18 protein-coding genes are annotated in these 17,001 nt (G+C 70.1%); 5 read left to right on the forward strand and 13 right to left on the reverse strand.

Going from position 1 to position 17,001, the window contains the following annotated elements; all coding sequences use genetic code 11:
* Positions 1–780: hypothetical protein (locus VNE60_06935; protein HVB31246.1), on the forward strand; the 780-nt coding region annotated here is incomplete at its 5' end.
* A 29-nt stretch (positions 781–809) separates the two neighbouring features.
* Here VNE60_06935 and VNE60_06940 read toward each other — a convergent pair.
* From VNE60_06940 to VNE60_06995, 12 genes are all read right to left on the reverse strand, one after another.
* Entirely contained in the window at positions 810–1,256 is a 447-nt protein-coding gene (locus VNE60_06940) for a BrxA/BrxB family bacilliredoxin (protein ID HVB31247.1), read from the reverse strand.
* 12 nt (positions 1,257–1,268) lie between these two features.
* Entirely contained in the window at positions 1,269–1,631 is a 363-nt protein-coding gene (locus tag VNE60_06945; GenBank protein HVB31248.1) for a co-chaperone GroES family protein, read from the reverse strand.
* A 38-nt stretch (positions 1,632–1,669) separates the two neighbouring features.
* Positions 1,670–2,197, reverse strand: coding sequence for a hypothetical protein (locus VNE60_06950; GenBank protein HVB31249.1), 528 nt, complete (start codon positions 2,195–2,197; stop codon positions 1,670–1,672).
* A 75-nt stretch (positions 2,198–2,272) separates the two neighbouring features.
* Complete coding sequence (locus VNE60_06955; protein ID HVB31250.1) at positions 2,273–4,762, reverse strand: ATP-binding protein; 2,490 nt, start codon at positions 4,760–4,762, stop codon at positions 2,273–2,275.
* 49 nt (positions 4,763–4,811) lie between these two features.
* On the reverse strand, positions 4,812–5,897 hold the full coding sequence (locus VNE60_06960) for an SRPBCC family protein (protein HVB31251.1): 1,086 nt from the start codon (positions 5,895–5,897) through the stop codon (positions 4,812–4,814).
* A 44-nt stretch (positions 5,898–5,941) separates the two neighbouring features.
* Complete coding sequence (gene lepB / locus VNE60_06965) at positions 5,942–6,793, reverse strand: signal peptidase I (GenBank protein HVB31252.1); 852 nt, start codon at positions 6,791–6,793, stop codon at positions 5,942–5,944.
* Positions 6,794–6,950: 157 nt separating this feature from the next.
* Complete coding sequence (locus tag VNE60_06970; GenBank protein ID HVB31253.1) at positions 6,951–7,319, reverse strand: SWIB/MDM2 domain-containing protein; 369 nt, start codon at positions 7,317–7,319, stop codon at positions 6,951–6,953.
* 165 nt (positions 7,320–7,484) lie between these two features.
* A complete protein-coding gene (locus tag VNE60_06975; GenBank protein HVB31254.1) occupies positions 7,485–9,062 on the reverse strand; it encodes an alpha/beta fold hydrolase in 1,578 nt (525 codons plus the stop codon).
* The gene (locus VNE60_06980; protein ID HVB31255.1) at positions 9,059–9,694 is read right to left on the reverse strand and encodes an SdpI family protein; all 636 of its coding nucleotides are present in this window, start codon (positions 9,692–9,694) and stop codon (positions 9,059–9,061) included. Before VNE60_06980 ends, VNE60_06975 begins: the two co-directional genes overlap by 4 nt.
* Positions 9,687–9,959, reverse strand: coding sequence for an autorepressor SdpR family transcription factor (locus VNE60_06985; GenBank protein ID HVB31256.1), 273 nt, complete (start codon positions 9,957–9,959; stop codon positions 9,687–9,689). The genes VNE60_06980 and VNE60_06985 overlap by 8 nt, the downstream gene beginning before the upstream one ends.
* Before the next feature lie 76 nt (positions 9,960–10,035).
* A complete protein-coding gene (locus tag VNE60_06990; protein ID HVB31257.1) occupies positions 10,036–10,959 on the reverse strand; it encodes a deoxyribonuclease IV in 924 nt (307 codons plus the stop codon).
* The gene (locus VNE60_06995) at positions 10,956–11,639 is read right to left on the reverse strand and encodes a response regulator (protein HVB31258.1); all 684 of its coding nucleotides are present in this window, start codon (positions 11,637–11,639) and stop codon (positions 10,956–10,958) included. The genes VNE60_06990 and VNE60_06995 overlap by 4 nt, the downstream gene beginning before the upstream one ends.
* A gap of 214 nt (positions 11,640–11,853) precedes the next feature.
* On the opposite strand from VNE60_06995, the gene pruA reads away from it, so the two are divergent.
* The 4 genes from pruA (at position 11,854) to VNE60_07015 (ending at position 16,651) form a co-directional block, all read left to right on the forward strand.
* Positions 11,854–13,512: an L-glutamate gamma-semialdehyde dehydrogenase gene (gene pruA, locus VNE60_07000; GenBank protein ID HVB31259.1), complete on the forward strand. Its 1,659-nt coding sequence runs from the start codon at positions 11,854–11,856 to the stop codon at positions 13,510–13,512.
* A gap of 70 nt (positions 13,513–13,582) precedes the next feature.
* Positions 13,583–14,584 (forward strand): ornithine cyclodeaminase family protein, encoded by a 1,002-nt coding sequence (locus VNE60_07005; GenBank protein ID HVB31260.1) that lies wholly within the window; start codon positions 13,583–13,585, stop codon positions 14,582–14,584.
* Positions 14,585–14,628: 44 nt separating this feature from the next.
* Positions 14,629–15,600, forward strand: coding sequence for a threonine/serine dehydratase (locus VNE60_07010; protein HVB31261.1), 972 nt, complete (start codon positions 14,629–14,631; stop codon positions 15,598–15,600).
* A 142-nt stretch (positions 15,601–15,742) separates the two neighbouring features.
* On the forward strand, positions 15,743–16,651 hold the full coding sequence (locus VNE60_07015) for a PhzF family phenazine biosynthesis protein (protein HVB31262.1): 909 nt from the start codon (positions 15,743–15,745) through the stop codon (positions 16,649–16,651).
* A gap of 44 nt (positions 16,652–16,695) precedes the next feature.
* On the opposite strand, the gene VNE60_07020 is transcribed toward VNE60_07015, so the two are convergent.
* A partial coding sequence (locus VNE60_07020; protein ID HVB31263.1) for a cytochrome c occupies positions 16,696–17,001 on the reverse strand: 306 nt, incomplete at its 5' end.

A 17,001-nucleotide genomic window follows, 5' to 3' on the forward strand; every position in this document is an offset into this window, starting at 1 on the left:
CACGGCGGCAACAACCTGAGCGGGTGGGGGCAGCCGCCGATCATCGACCCCACGCTGCTGTACGTGCGGGGGTTCAATCAGACGACGCAGGAATTCAAGTACGAGGTGAATCCGCGGTTCGGCAATCCGGCCATCGCGCAGGCGGCGGCGCTGGCGCCGTTCACCGCCACGCTCGACATCCGGCTCTCGGCCGGTCCCGACCGGAACCTGCAGCAGTTGGAGATGCTGCTGCGGGGCGGCGGACGGGGCGGTCGCGGGGGACGGGGCGGTCCGGGCGCGCAGGGCGGTGCGCCGCGTACCGGCCGGCCCAACGAGCAGATGATCAAGAACCGCTACGTGCGCGGGTATCCGAACCCCATGGATCAGATGCTGCGCCAGAAGGACGTGCTCAAGCTCACAGACGCGCAGACCGACACGCTGATCGCGATGAACAAGCGGTTCACGAATGCCGTGGATTCGATCTGGACGCCGATCGCGCAGTACCTGGTGGGGCTGCCCGACGACTTCGACCTCAACGAGGCCTTCCAGCACGTGAGCGTGGGGCAGAACGCCACGATCGACCTGCTGGTGGCCTACGCGCCCAAGGAGAAGGGGCTGCTCACGGCCGAACAGCTGCACGAACTGCCGCCGGTGCTGGCGGCGTTCCTGGACGAACGCACCCTGCGCGAGATCCGGCCGGGGGGCGCGTTCGGGTTCGGCGGATTTGGCGGGGGCGGGATGGGCGGTGGAATGGGCGGGGGCGGGGGCGGCGGCGGTGGGCGCGGCGGCCGGGGGGGATGAGCCCCGGCCGGCGCCGACCGGCCGTCAGCTCAACCGCAGTACTCGTCGAAGGCGTGCTCCAGATCCTGCGCGATCTCCGTGGCCGGGCGGCCTTCGATCTGCCACCGCTCGAGCATGAACACCACCTTGCCGTCCTTGAGCAAGCCGATCTGCGGCGATGACGGCGGATACCCGGTGAAATAGCTGCGTGCGCGGGCCGTGGCGTCGGCGTCCTGCCCCGCGAACACCGTGGTGAGGCGGTCGGGCTTGACGGCGTGCCGGATGGCCGCCGCGGCCGCCGGGCGGGCATTGCGGGCCGAACAGCCGCACACCGAGTTCACCACGACGAGCGTGGTGCCGGTGGCGTTCTTGAGCTCGGCGTCCACCGCCTCGGGCGTGCGCAGCTCCTTGAATCCGATCCCGGTGAGCTCGGCGCGCATGGGCGCCACCAGCTGTTCGGGGTACATCGCCGGGGCGGTACGGATGGGAAGACTCATGGCATCACTCCGTCAGAAATCGTCTCGCACGAGCGCGAGAATGGCCTGTTGCGGCACCACGAGATAGCGCTCGCCTTCGAACGTGATCTCCACGGCCGCCTTCCGGAAGAACAGGGCGTAGTCCCCGTCCCGGGCCTGCATGGGGATGAACCGTGTTTCGCGCGCCGGAGCGCGCCACGGTTCTTCGCTGGAGGCATCGGGGCTCGGCAACGGCAGACCGGGCCCCGTGGCCACGATCGTGCCCCCCTGCACCGCCTGGTTGTCCACCGCCGTGGGCGGCAGGTACAGCCCGACGTTGGTGCGCTCCTCGCCCTCCTCGACCTTCACGAGGACCCGGTCCCCGACGACGAGCAGCTCCTTGTTCTTGCGGATCATGGGGGGAATATAATGCCTGCCGGGTGGGCCGGACCCGGTCAGCGGCCGGCCTCGTGCTCCCGTTCCCGCTCGTGCTTAGTGTGCAACTCGGCGGCCACGATGGTGCGGCGGACGAGGGAGACGATCAGGGCGAGCAGCGCGGCCCAGACGCAGACGACCAGTTCGCGCGTCCAGAAGGTACTGATCGCCATGCCGATCCAGTCGTGGAAACCGGCCCGCGCCGTGCCGGTGGGCTCCCGCCCCACCCCGATCAACAGCAGGCTCGTGGCCATCTCCCCCGCCACGACCCCCAACCCGAACGCCGGTGCCCGCCAGAACCACTTCTTGAGCGGGTAGTTGGCCAGGTGCGCCGTGGTCATCGAGCACAGGAACGCGAGCCCCAGCACGAACGTGCCGCCGATGTAGAGCCAGCTACTCGAGCCGTGCGTGAGCGCCATGGAACGGAACAGGCGCAGCACGATGCCGGCAACGAGCGCCATCTCCACCAGGTTGAACGAGAGCCGCCGGAAGGCCTTGGGCTCCTCCAACCGCAGCTCGATCGTATGTCGTGGAAAGAATGAGGCCATGGGCGCCGGGTTCTCCGTCTTGGACAATCGAATGGACCGGAGGGATCACCGCAATGGCGCCCCCCGTACTGCCGCCTACGGCACGCGCTCCAACCCGGGCACGGGACGTCCCTGGATCACGGCGATGACCGACTCCTCCAGCCGCTCGAAGCTGAACGGCTTGGCCAGCATCGGCTGCCGCACCGTACGCCGGCTGGCGGCCGTGACCACGTCGCCCGTGATGAACACCGTGCGCGCGGCCAGCCCCGGCCGTTCGAGCCGCAGCCAGTTGTGGAAGGCGAAGCCGTCCATGCCCGGCATGCGGATGTCGCAGACAATCGCGTCCACGTTCGTCTCGCGGACGATCTCCAGCGCCCGTTCGCCCGACGGCGCCGTGAGCACGGTGAATCCGCGCACGCGCGCGTACGCCGTGATCCCGCTGCAGATGGCCGGTTCGTCGTCCACGAACAGCAGCCGGATATCGGCGATGGGCGACCGGAGCACCAACGGCGGCGCCTCCGCGGGCACGCCGTTCTCCACCGACGCATCGGCGGCGGCGAGCGACACCCGGATGGTGGTGCCGCGGGCCGACGTGGCGGCGATCTCGATCTTTCCTTTGTGCGCGGCCACGATGCCGTAGCTCACGCTGAGGCCGAGGCCCGTGCCCTGGCCCTCCTTCTTGGTGGTGAAGAAGGGCTCGAAGATCCGCGCCCGCGCCTCGGGGGGAATCCCGGTGCCGGTGTCGCCCACCTCCAGCGTCACCTCGCCGTTGCGCACCCCGGTGGCCACGGTGAGCGTGCCGCCGCCGGCCGACGCCATGGCCTGGACGGCGTTGGTGATCAGGTTGAGGCACACCTGCTGCAGTTGCCGCGCGTCGCCGATGACCGCCGGCAGTCCCTCGGCCAGCCGCTGCTCCACCCGCAGGTGATTGAGCGAGAGCTGGTAGGCCCGCATGCGCAGCGTGCGCGACACCACGGTGTTGAGGTCGAGCGGCTCATGGCGGGGCTCGCTCCGGCGCGCGAACGCGAGGAGATCCTTCACCACGTGGCTGGCGCGCATCGTCTCGGCGCGGATCACTTCCACGTGTTCGCGCTGCACGCCCTCGAGCCGGGGATCGCGGAGCAACAGCTGCGCGTAGGCGCTGATGCTGCTCAACGGATTGTTCACCTCGTGCGCCACGCCGGCCACGAGCTCGCCGACCGCGGCCAGGCGGTCGGACTCCATGAGTCGCACGCGCATCTCGCGCTCGGCGGTGACGTCGCGCGCCACCACCAGGATGCTGGGCGGATCGGCTTCGGGCAGCAGGCTGGCGGCCAACGACACCACGTGCGACGGCTCGTTGGGCGCGCGGCGGAAGGTGAGCTCGAGGCGCGCCGAGCGGCCGGTGAAGGTGGCCTCGAGCGCGCCGTCCAGCCGGCTGCGATCCTCCTCGGCCACGAGGTCGCTGAGCCGGCGGCCCACCATGCGCATGACATCGGTGCCGACGATGTCGGCGGCGGCATCGTTGGCTTCGCGGATGCGCCCGCTGCGCAGCACCGTGAACACGGCGTCGGGCGCCGCGCGGAACAGCGTGCGGAAGCGCCATTCCGTCTGGCGCAGGGTGTCCACCAGTTCGGCGTTCTCGAGCGCCACCGTGAGGAGGTCGGTCATCGCCTCGACGCGGGCGATCGTGACCTCCGAGAACGGCTGCACGGTGCGCCGCACGAGCGCCACGGCGCCGATGCGCTCGCCGCGGCGGGAGATGGGGAGCACGGCCACGCTGCGCACGTCGCCGCCGGCGACGCGGCACATGGGCTGGCATTCGGCGCCGGCATCCGCCGCCGCGTCGTCGGTCATCCACGGCGTGCCGAGGCGCACCACCTGGCCCATGGCGGTGTTCGCCGCCGACGCCACCGAGCCGGCCAGATCGACCAGCGCCCCGCGGGCGATCGGCACGCGAATGCTGCCGCCGTCGCCGGCCAGTCCGATCGCGGCGCCGTCGGCCTGGGCGATGTCGCTGGCCGCGTCCACGAACCGCTCGAGCACGCGGGTGGGATCCAGTTCGAGGGCGATCTGCTGCCCCAGGCGCCACATGCGCTGGAGCACGCGCTGCGTATCCTCCAGTTCGGCGGTGCGCACGGTCACGCGTGTCTCGAGGGTGGCGGCGAAGGTGCGCTCGGCCACGACGCTCCGCTCCAGCGCTTCGGTCGCCCGTTCCTTGGCCAACAGCGCCGCGTGGGCGTAGAGCGGGAGCAGCGCGTTGAGCGTGGCCACCATGATGACCTTGTCGGTGCTGCCCACGGCGTGGAGCGCGATGGCGAGCGCCGAGCCCGGCAGGAGGAGGCCCGCGAGCTCGGCCAGCACGAGGGCGCCGGCCGCGGCGGCGAAGCTCGCGAACAGGGCGCGCTGCAGGCGCCGCATGCGGATGGCGATGCCGGTGGCGGCGAGCGCGAACACCGACAGCGCGATCAGGAACGCGGCGTCGAGCAGGGCGTCGTGACGGCGCCAGGACGTAGCGAGCAGCGCCCCCAGCGTGGCCACGCAGGCCAGCTGCGACAGCGCGATCAGGCGCTCGGTGCGATCCTGCAGGGGCGACCAGCGACGCATGCGGCCGGCGGCAACGGGGGACGAGGGTCGGCGCGAGTTCTGCCTGGCGTCAGGTCAGGAACTCGTGGAGCAGGGAGTGGAAGTGGTGAACGCCGTTCTCGCGCTTGGCGGAATAGCGCCCCCGGTCATAGACGCGCGACCGGAGATTCCGTTGCACCGTCTCGCAGATGGAGATGTCCTCGTCCTGGATCTCGTCGCTGAACGCCACCAACCGGCTCCATCGCTCGTCGGCGGCGGGATCGGCGGGTGGATTCGTGGCGAACCATTCGAACACCACGCGGGTGCGATCGTGCGCCAGCGGGACCACGACGTTCGTCTGCATCTGCCCCATGTAGATGTTGAGCATGATGTTGGGGAAGATCCAGACGTAGAAAGCCTGGGGCACGTCGCTGCCCTCGGGCACGTACTTGCGGTCGCCGGCCGCCGGCGGCACGGGACGCAACGGCGCGTGCTGCAGGGAGTAGTAGCGGTGGGGCTCCACGCGATAGTGGTCGTAGTCGAGCTCCCGGTGGAGCCCCGGGTGGACCACCGGCACATGGTAGCCTTCCAGATAGTTGTCCACGTACACCTTCCAGTTGCACGCGAGCTCGTACTCCTTGCGCATCACGTAGCGCATGGACTCGCAGTGGAACGGGGCCACGCGGTCGGGAATGTCCTCCAGCACCTCGGCGAGGGGCGGCGCCTTGCCGTCGAGATTCGCGAACACCAGCGGGCCCCAGGCGGCGACGGCCACCGGCATCAGGTGCATGTCCTCGGGGCGGAAGTTCGCCACGCCCTCCATCTCGGGCGCGTGCAGCAACCCGCCGGCCAGGGTGTAGGTCCAGCCGTGGTAGCGGCACTGCAGCGTCTGCCGCCGGCCGCAGCCCTGGGCCACGGGGCCGGCGCGGTGCAGGCACACGTTGTGGAAACCGCGCAGCGCGTCGCCGTCGCGCACGACGACGATGGACTCGGTGCCGACCTCGGCCGTGACGTAGTCGCCGCTGCGGGCCAACTGTTCCGTGCGGGCCACGAGCTGCCAGCCATGGGCAAAGACCCGCTCGCGTTCCAGTTCGAGATAGACCGGATCGTTGTACAGCCGCGCGGGGATGGTGGCGGCCCGCGTGATGTCGGGATCGAACGGGAAGACGAGAGGCATGGGAACCGCGGCCTATCGCCGACCGTCAGCCGGCGCCGGAGCGTTCATCGAATGACGTGCCCCAGGCGGCCCCACCGGATGTCGGTGAGGAACGAGAGCGGCCGGTCGCTGGTCTGGCCGTCGCAATCGTTGAGCCCGCCCGGACTGGGCCGGTACGAGTAGTACACGAACAGCGGCCGGCCGCGGATGTTGGCGCGCGGCACCACGCCCCAGTAGCGGCTGTCCTTGGAGCAGTACCGGTTGTCGCCCATCATGAAGTAGTCGCCGGCCGGAATGCGCAGCGGCCCCCAGTCGTCGTGCGTGGGCGTAGCCGGCGCGGAGCCGAATCGCGTGTTGGCGAGGGCGATCCGCTTCTGCCAGTCGAACAGCGGACTGGTGTCGTCGGGGCGCGACTGCGCGGGATCGGCGGTGTAGCCGCCCACGCCGAATCCCTGCCGCTGGGCGATGCCGTTCACGTACACCACGCCTTTGCGCATGTAGACCGTGTCGCCCGGCATGCCGATGAGCCGTTTGACCAGCGTGGGCGTGGGATCGCTGCCGTTGGCCGCCTCGTCCGCCTGATAGGGCGACGTGAACACCACCACGTCGCCGTGCTTGGGATCGGCGTAGCCCGGCAGGCGTACGTGGGTGAATGGCACCGTGGGCCCGTACACCGCCTTGTTGACGAACAGCCAGTCGCCCACGAGCAGCGTGGGGATCATGCTCCCCGACGGGATCCGGAACGCTTCGACGAGGAAGGTGCGGATGACGAGGAAGATGAGCACGGCGCCGCTGAGCGACTTCACGTTCTCCCACAGCCAGTTGCCGCCACCCTTGCGCTTGCCGCGGGAGCCGCGAGCCTGGGCGACGACGTTGGCGGATCTGGACGACTTGCCGGACTTGGAGGACTTGGCCACGCGAGACCTGACGATGTAAGGGACGGATGGACGGAACCCGGGAGAATCTACGACCCCTTACGCTGGGAGGCACGGGATGGTTCCCGGCGGGGCCGCTCCCGGACACAACAAAGGGCGCGCTCATGGCGCGCCCTCGCTGTGTCGAATCGGAGCGACCTTACTTGAGGTGCTTGCCGACGAGCTTGGTCATCTCGAACATCGAGACCTTGCCCTTGCCACCGAACACCGCCTTGAGGTTGGCGTCGGCGTTGATCATGCGGCGCTCCTTGGCATCCTGGAGCCCGTTCTTCTTGATATACACCCAGAGCTTCTTGGTCACTTCGGTGCGCGGGATCGCCGTGGAACCGACGACCGTCGCGAGCAAGGCATCCGGCTGCACGGGCCTCATGAACGCCGCGTTGGGTTTCCGCTTCGCCTTCTTGGGCGCAGCCTTTTTCGCGACCTTCTTCGCGGCCTTCTTTGCAGGCTTCTTCGCGGCCTTCTTGCCACCCTTCTTCGCGGACTTCTTGCCCTTTTTTGCGGCCATGTGCTCTCTCCTGAATTGGTGAAACGGAGTGGTGCTCTCAGAGGGAACCGCTTGTCCGTCGCGCCGAAAGGTAAAACACTCCACAGAGGACGCAATAGGAATTTTACCGTGTTTCCCCTCTGACGCGCGCCGCTTTTCGCTCGGGAAATCGGCCGCGCGCGCCCGTCACCGGAGATGCGATGCCAGCCAATCGGCGATCGCGCCGAGGACTTCGGGGCGCACCGCGTGCGAGGGAAGCGCCGAATAGCGCGCCGAATCGCCGCTGGAATCGGCAACGAACAGGTGGTCCGTCCCGCGGAATCTGCGCACCGTCACGTCGCGATCGCCCCCGGCGCGGAACGCCGCCGCCAGGGTGTCGGCCTGCTCCGGCGTCACCTGCTGATCCGTTTCCCCCTGCAGAATGAGCACCGGCACGCGCACCTTCCGGGCCGTGGGGAGGGGATCGTACGCGATGAAATAGCGCAGCCAGGCGCTCTTGGCCGCCAGGCTGTCGGTGGCCTCCTCGCTCTTGGCGAGTGCCTCCCGGCGCTCCGCCGGCGAGAGCGCGGGCGTGTGGTCCACGGCGTACCGCTGCTGGAACGCGAGGATCCTGGCCCCGGTGTACGCCGGTCCGGCCATGAGCACGATCCCCTTGAGCGCGGGATCGGTGGCCGCCACCATGGGGGCGATCATCCCGCCCTCGCTGTGCCCCACCAGCCCCAGCCGCGAGCCGTCGATGTCCGGACGCGTACGCAGGTACGCCAGGCCGGCGCGGATGTCGTTGGCGAAATCGGCCGACGTCGCCGTGGGCGGGCCGGCGCTCGACCCATTCATCCCGCGATCGTCCAACCGCAGCGTGGCGATGCCGCGGCGGGCGAGCGTATCGGCGATCTGCCAGAACGGGCGATAGCCGTCGAGCCCCATGATCCGCTCGTCGCGGTCCTGGGTTCCGGAGCCGGTGATGGTCACGATGGCCGGCACGCGCCCCGCGCGGTTGGCGGGGAGCGTGAGCGTGCCGGTGAGCGACAGTCCCTCGGGCGTATGGACGGTCACATCCTGGGCGGTGTAGGGCGCGCCGGGCGGCGCGCCGTAGTCGATGCGGTGCGTGGCGAGCGGATGGGCGCCCTCCACGCGAACCACCCGCACCCCCTGCATCGGCACGGCCATGCCGAGCAGCGAGCCGTCCTCTCCCACGGACAGGCGCATCCGCGCGGCACCGATCGCGAGCACCGCCGAGTCGCGCCCCACCCAGGTGACGACCGTCGGGACCGTGGCGCCGCCGATGAGGGCGAAGACGGGGACCGTATCCTCGGCGCCGCCCATGGCGCGGGCGCGGTGGAGGATCTGCTCGATCATCGCGCTCGACGGATTGATGTACGGGATCACGCCGGGCCGCGTGGCCAGCCGCTCGACGCGGGAGACGTTGCCCGAGATCGTCACGACCACCGAGTCGCCGATGAAGGCCAGCTCCGCGCGCTGGACGGGCACGGTGTCGCCCTGCGCCAGCCGGTAGTAGGCGTTGCTCATGCTCGGCACGGTGCCGTCGGGACGGAGATCCATGGCGTAGCGCCAGTGGGCGCCGGTGGTCCGGTCCACCATGTCCACGTCGAGCCGCGTGGCGGTGCGCTGCACCACCTCGCTCACGATCGTGTCCTTGCCGAGCATCATCACGAAGGTGTACGGCGGCGCCAGCTGCGCGGGGGCGGGGGCCGGCGCGGCCAGCGCGAGGGAGAGACCGGCAGCGGCGAGCAGGGTGCGGTTCACGGTTGTTCCTCCTTCCAGACGACGTATGAGTAGACCACTGACGCGAGCGATGCGCCGAGGACGGCGACCATGAAGACCACGAATCCGGCGGCGGGCGGCAGGAAGACGCTGCAGATCGCGATCGCGCCGGCGGCGGTCATGAAGTAGCCGCCCACGCGATGGGTTCTGGTCCAGACCGTGTCGCTGCTCAGCGTCCACGGCGTGCGGATGCCGAACCACCAGTTGGGCCGGGCCCGCGGGAGCACGTTGCCGAGGAGGAGCATGAGGGCGCCCACGCCGAGGGGCGCCATGCGGTCGATGCGGGGCACGGGCCAATGCAGCGCCGTCCCGAGCACGACGACGTGGATGGCGGCGAGCAGCGTGATGACGGCGTTCACCACCAGATCGTAGGTGCCCTGGAACCGGGCGTAGTTGGCGCGGCGGGGATCGATGATCGGGAGGCCGCGCAGGAACGCCCAGAGCACCAGGGCGAGCGCGGGCATGAGGAATGCGCCGACGGCGCGGCTGCTGTAGCCGTTGGGCTCGCCGTTGATGCCCCAGTGGGTGGCCATGGGGCTCGGGAGCCGGGAATAGACGGCCGCGGACAGCAGGAACGCGCCGGCGATGGGAATCGCGGGGAACCACTTACGCATGCTTCCTCCCCGGACGCATCCAGTCGAGGATCTGCTCGAGGACGTCGTCGAAAACGGTGGTGTTGAGTTCGTAGATGACCTGCTGTCCGTGGCGTTCGGACAGGATGAGTCCCGCATCGCGGAGCACGCCCAGGTGGCGGGAGATGGTGGGCCAGGCGGTGTCGAACTGGCCGGCGATCTCTCCCGACGTGCGCGGGCCTTTGCGCAGCAGCTTGAGGATCTGGCGTCGCGTGGGGTCGGCGAGCGCTTTGAAGGCGGAGTCCATGATCAATTCTAAGCTAATTAGCTAATCATGTAAGTACACCGTAGGCCGTGGGAGGCGGCGGTGCTCACCGCCTGCGCTACGGCTCCCCGTCGATCAGCCCGCGCAGCAATGCCATCATCCGCGCGTCCCACGGATCGGCGGCCGGGTCGTCGTCGGCGACGTCGGGGTGTTCCTGCGGCGTCTCGAGGATGAGCGGCACGCCGGCGCTGCGGGGATCGCGGAGCAGCCAGCGGAACGGCTCGACGCCGATCTGGCCCTCGCCGATGAGCGCGTGCCGGTCCTTGTTGGAGCCCAGCGCGCCCTCGCTGTCGTTGAGATGGAAGAAGCCCGGCGGCTCGCCGGTGGCCTGTTCAAACTCATCGAGCACCCTGGCCTGCGCCGCCGCGCTCTCGTGGATGGCGAACCCCGACGCGAACAGGTGGCAGGTGTCCAGGCCGTAGCCGGTGCGCGGCCGCAGCGCGCGGGGCACGCGGTGGAGCACGCCCGCCACCTCGGCCGGCGTGCGTCCCATGGTGCGGCCGGCGCCCGCGGTGTTCTCCACGAGCAGCCGCGTGCGCCCCTCGGTGCGCTCCAGGGCATGGGTGATCGCGGCGGCGATGCGCCCGAGCGCGGCGTCCCGATCGTCGTCGGTGGCGGCGCCGGGATGGAAGCACACGGCCCCCACGCCGAGCGCGGTGGAGCGCTCCAGTTCCTTGGCCAGCCCGTCGCGGGCACGCGTCCACTTCTCAGGGTCGGGCGTGGCCGTGTTGAGCACGTACGCCGCGTGCACCACCACGTGCTCGGGCGCGATGCCGGCTTCGGCGAGCGCGGCGCGGAACCGCTCCACGCGATCGGCCTTGATGGACACCTTGTCGCCGTAGTACTTGGGAATGGCGGTGAACACCTGCAGCGCCGTCATCTGGGCGCTGGCGGCGCGGCGCACCGCCATGTGGATGCCGCCGTTGGCGATCGTGTGCGCGCCGATGAAGCGGGTGGCGGATCCGCGGCCGGCCGCGCTCACGAGTCGTCGTGGGCCGGCTTGCTCAGGTCGAGCATCCGGGAACCGCCCACGTACTCCACGGTCTGCGGATCGCGGAGCTTGCCCAACCGCTTCACGACCTCGGCAATGCGACGCGCCTGCTCGTGGATCACGTGCAAGTGCGGATTGTCCTGACCGGCGTCCTGCGCGTCGAGCAGCATCAGTTCGGCGTGCCCGAGCAGCGCCGAGAGCGGGTTGTTGATCTCGTGCTGCAGGGCGATGCTCGTCTCGCCGATGCCGGCCAGCCAGCGGGCCTTGGCCAGGGCCTCCTCGGCGGCGCGGCGCTGCGATTCCTGGGCCATGCGCTGCTGGGCGATGAACAGCCGCGCGCGCAGGTTGTTGGGCGTGGTGGGCTTGGACATGTAGTCGTCGGCCCCGGCTTCGAGCACGGCGCCCAGGTCGTCCTGGGTGCTGCGGCCGGTGAGCACGAGGATGAAGGTCTCGTGGGTCCGGTCGGCGGCGCGGATCTGGCGGCACAGCTCCAGGCCGTCCACGTCGGGCATCTCGATGTCCACCACGGCCAGGGGGAACGGCTCCGTCTGGTACAGCTCCCACGCGGCGGCGCCATTGGCGGCCGTCACCGGCTCGTAGCCCAGGCTCACGACCACCGAGCTCACCAGCGCGCGGATGGTGTCGTCGTCGTCGGCGATGAGCACTTTCACGAGGTCGCCTGCGTCGGTTGGCCGCGGGTCATCGAACGGGTGGACACTGCAATTCCCGGAAATCTGCTGCATTCCGGGCGGGATGGCGAGGGCCGCGCCGCCCGGCCGTCCGGGCCGTGGGCGGGCGCGTTGGTGCGTCCCGACGCGCGCGGTATCTTTCAGGCGGCGCCCCTTCCGGGCGCGCATGGCACCTGGCACGACCCGAGCCCCGATCATGTCCACTCTCGACCGTATTGCCCCGCTCGCGGCCTTCAACGGCACGCGCCGCGTTCCGCCCCCCGTCAACGAGCCGGTGAAGGGTTACGCGCCCGGCTCTCCCGAGAAGCTGTCCCTCAAAGCCCGCCTCAAGGCGATGGCCGGCGAGAAGGCCGACATCCCGTTGGTGATCGGGGGCGTGCCCGTGCGCACCGGCGACGTGGCGCACGCCGTCATGCCGCACGACCACAAGCACGTGCTGGCCGACTGGCACCGGGCGGCGCCCGACCACGTGCAGCAGGCGATCGCCGCCGCCAAGGCGGCCCACGGCGACTGGGCCAACTGGGCGTGGGAGGACCGCGCGGCGGTGTTCCTGCGGGCCGCCGAGCTGCTGACCACGACGTGGCGCGACACGGTGAACGCGGCCGCGATGCTGAACCAGTCCAAGACGCCGTTCCAGGCCGAGATCGATTCGGCGTGCGAGCTGATCGACTTCTGGCGGTTCAATCCGCACTATGCGCAGGAGCTGTACGACGAGCAGCCGCTGTCCAACCACACGATGTGGAACCAGCTGGACTATCGCCCGCTGGAGGGCTTCGTCTATGCAGTGACGCCGTTCAACTTCGCGTCGATCGCCGGCAACCTGCCCACGTCGCCGGCGCTGATGGGGAACACCGTGCTCTGGAAGCCGGCGTCGACGGCGATGCTGACGGCGCACTACATCCTCAAGGTGCTCGAGGCGGCGGGGCTGCCGCCGGGGGTGATCAACCTCGTGGGCGGCGACGCGTCGATGATCAGCGGCATCGCGCTGTCGCACCCCGACCTGGCCGGCGTGCACTTCACCGGCAGCACGTCGGTGTTCAACAACATGTGGCAGACGATCGGCGCCAACATGTCGCGCTATCGCTCGTATCCGCGCATCGTGGGCGAGACGGGGGGCAAGGACTTCATCCTCGCCCACGCGTCGGCCGATCCGCAGGCGCTGGCGGTGGCGATCGCGCGCGGCGCGTTCGAGTACCAGGGACAGAAGTGCTCGGCGGCGAGCCGTGTGTACGTGCCGCGGTCGCTGTGGCCCGAGGTGCGCGACCGGGTGGTGGCGATGATGGAGGACATGCGGATGGGCGACGTGCAGGACTTCCGCACGTTCGTGGGCGCGGTGATCGACCAGAAGGCGTTCCGGAAGATCAGCGAGTACATCGCCGACGCCAAGCGCAACGCCAGGATCGTGGCCGGCGGCACGACCGACGAATCGACGGGCTACTTCATCGCGCCGACGCTGGTGGAGACCACCGATCCGGGGTACCGGCTGTTGTGCGAGGAGATCTTCGGCCCGGTGGTGACGGCGTACGTGTACGACGACGCCAAGTGGGGCGAGACGTTGCAGTCCATCGACAGCGTGTCGCCGTACGCGCTCACCGGGGCCATCTTCGCCACCGACCGGCACGCGGTGCGCGAGGCGATGGCCACGCTGCGCAACAGCGCCGGCAACTTCTACGTGAACGACAAGCCCACGGGCGCGGTGGTGGGCCAGCAGCCGTTCGGCGGCGCGCGCGGCTCCGGCACCAACGACAAGGCGGGCTCGAAGCTCAATCTCGTGCGCTGGGTGAGCGCGCGAGCGGTGAAGGAGACGTTCTCGCCGCCCACGGATTATCGGTATCCGTTCATGGGCGAGGAATAGCGCAGTCCCCTGAGTTCTCATGCGGTGGCGGGGGCCAGTCCCCCGCCACCGCGCCCCTGCCCTCCCCCGCATGCGCATCCTGACCCAGGCGCAGGTCACTTCGTTGTTGCCCATGCGCGAGTGCATCCCGCTCATGGAGGCGGCGCTGGCGTCGCTGTCGCGGGGCCAGGTGGTGCTCCCGCTGCGGCCGGTGCTGCGGATCCCCGACCGCCACGACGTGTTCGCGATGATGCCCGCGTACTCGGCGGCGCTGCCGGCGTTCGGCGTCAAGCTGATCACGGTGTTCCCGAGCAACCACGGCACCGATCTCGATTCGCACCAGGGGGCGGTGCTGCTATTTGACTCGCAGCACGGCCAACTCGTGGCGATGCTCGACGCGTCGTCGATCACGGCCATTCGCACGGCGGCGGTGTCGGCCGTGGCCACGCGGCTGCTGGCCCGCGAGGACGCGTGCACGCTGGCGCTGCTGGGCAGCGGCGTGCAGGCGCGCACTCATCTGGAAGCGATTGCCCTCGTGCGCCCGATCACGACCGTGCGCGTGTGGAGCCGCACACGCGATCACGCCGCCGCGTTCGCGGCGTGGGCGGAGCGCGCCCACGGCATCGCGGTGGAGGTGGCCGACTCGGCGCCGCGCGCCGTGCGCCGCGCCGACGTGATCTGCACGGTGACGTCGTCGCGCGAGCCGGTGTTGCGCGGCGAATGGCTGGAGCCCGGAGTGCACGTGAACGCGGTGGGCGCGTCGCAGCCCGGCGCGCGCGAACTGGACAGCGCCGCCGTGGCCACGGCGCGCGTGTTCGCCGACCGGCGCGAATCGCTGCTCCACGAGTCGGAGGATTTCCTGGCGCCGATGCGCGAGGGACTGGTGTCGGAGCGGAGCGTGGTGGCCGAGCTGGGGGAGATACTCACGGGCAAGGCGCTGGGGCGCACCGCGCCTGCCGAGATCACGCTGTTCAAGTCGTTGGGGCTCGCAGTGGAGGATCTGGCGGCCGCGTGCCACGTGTACGAGCGCGCCGAGCGTGAAGGCGTGGGAACGGAAGTCGCGCTGGGCGGGCGTCGTCCGCCCAGCGAATAGCACGCGGCGCGGCGCCCATCGCCGCACACATCCCGGAGCGTCCGTTGCCGTCCACCCACCCGCCGCTGGCCCCGATTCCCCTGTCCGACATCCAGGCCGCGCGCGGCCGGATTGCCGGCACCGCGGTGCGCACGCCCCTCGTGCGGCTGCACGTGGATGCCGCGTCCGAGATCCATCTCAAGCTCGAGACCCTGCAGCCGATCGGATCGTTCAAGCTGCGCGGCGCGCTCAACGCCATGCGCCTGCTGCCGCCGGACCGCCTGCGCCACGGGGTATACACGGCGAGCGCGGGCAACATGGCGCAGGGCGTGGCCTGGGCGGCGCGCGAATTGGGCGTGCCCTGCCGGGTGATCGCGCCCGACCATGCGCCCGCGACCAAGCTGGACGCGATCCGCCGGCTGGGGGCGACCGTGGTGCTCGTGCCGTTCGCCGACTGGTGGAAGGCGATCGTCGAGTTCGGCGTGCCCGGCGAGACGGGAACGTTCATCCATCCCGGCGCCGACCCTACCGTGATCGCGGGGAACGCGACCATCGGGTTGGAGATCGTGGAGGATCTGCCCGACGTGGACGCGATCCTCGTGCCGTACGGGAGCGGCGGGCTGGCGTGCGGGATCGCCTGCGCGGCGCGCGCCCTGCGGCCCGGCGTGAAGGTGTACGCGTGCGAGGTGGAGACGGCGGCGCCCTTCTCGGCGTCGCTCGCCGCCGGCGCTCCGGTGGCCGTGGAGTACACGCCCACGTTCATCGACGGCATCGGCGGCAAGGGCGTGTTGGAACAGATCTGGCCGCTGGCGCGCGAGGTGCTGGCCGGGTCGCTGGTGGTATCGGTGCGGCAGGTGGCCGATGCGGTGCGGATGCTGGCCGAGCGTTCGCGCGTGGTGGCGGAGGGCGCGGGGGCGGCGCCCGTGGCGGCGGCGCTGGCGCACGCGCTGGGCGCGAAGCGCGTGGCGTGCGTGGTATCGGGCGGGAACATCGACAGCCGGAAGTTAGCGGTGGTTCTCGGCGGGGAGATTCCGTGATGGGAGCGTAGGAGGGTAGGAGTGTAGGGGCGTAGGACCGATGACTGCGGAACGCCGTTTACCAACTACCCCCCTACCGTACTACCGTCCTACGTTGTTCAGTCATGAGGCAATCAGATATTTCCCCTCGACCAACTCCGCCATGCAAGTGCGCTACGTGACCGCCGATGTCTTCACCGACCGCCGCTTCGGCGGCAATCAGCTGGCCGTGTTTCCCGACGCGCGGGAGATCCCCTCGGAGCTGATGCTCGACATCACGCGCGAGTTCAACTACTCCGAGACCACGTTCGTCCTGCCGCCCGCCGATCCGCGGCACACGCGGCGGGTGCGCATCTTCACGCCCGAACGCGAGATGCCCTTTGCCGGCCACCCCACGGTGGGCACGGCGCACGTGCTGGCGCACCTCGGCGAGGTGACGCTCACCGGCCGCCATACGCCCATCGTGTTCGAAGAGGGCGTGGGCCCGGTGCCGGTGACGATTCGCGAGGAGGGAGGCCGCCCGGTGTTCGCGCAACTCTCGGTGGCCAAACTGCCGGAAACGGGGCCCACGCCGCCATCGCGCGACGCGCTGGCCGAGGTGCTCTCGCTCCGGCCCGACGATCTGCTCGGCGACGCGTACGCGCCCCAAGCGGTGTCGTGCGGACTGCCCTTCCTGTTCATCCCGCTGGCCAGCCGCGATGCGGTGGCCCGCACGCGCGTGAAGATGGACGTCTGGGAGCGCGTGCTGCGCGGCACGTGGGCGCCGGAAGTATTCGTGTTCTCGTTCGATCCGGAGCGCGAGGGCTCCGACGTGCGTGCCCGCATGTTCGCACCGGGCCTGAACGTGCTCGAGGACCCAGCCACCGGCAGCGCCTGCGCCGCGCTGGGCGGCTACCTGGGCATGCGCAGCGCGCAGACCGACGGCACGCTGCGCTGGATCGTGGAACAGGGATTCGAGATGGGCCGGCCCAGCATCCTCGAGGTGGAGACCGATAAGGCGCACGGCCGGATCACCGGCGTGCGCGTGGGCGGGAGCAGCGTCATCGTCTGCGAAGGGACGATCACGATCTGACCGCGACCGGTCGGGCGCGGGCGCGCCCGACCGGTCGCGCCCGCCTAGTGGTTGCTCAGCGTCCACACGTACGCGGCAATGTCGCGGATCTGGTCGTCCGTCAGGTCGTGGCCGCCGCGGGGGCGCATCGGAAAGCGATGTTCCTCGGGATGCTGGAGTTCCTTCTTCGTGATACCCACGGTCACGATGTGCACGATGGACTCGTAGCTCCCGTCGATGTGGTCGAAGTCCCCGGTGGTGAGATTGGGGCCGTTGCGTCCATTCACGCCGCCCATGCCGTGGCAGCCGTTGCAGCTCTTGGGCGCGCTGAACATCGAATCGCCCGCGGCGACCATCGCCGCGGTGACGCC

Source organism: Gemmatimonadaceae bacterium (assembly GCA_035533755.1).
Taxonomy (GTDB): domain Bacteria; phylum Gemmatimonadota; class Gemmatimonadetes; order Gemmatimonadales; family Gemmatimonadaceae; genus JAGWRI01.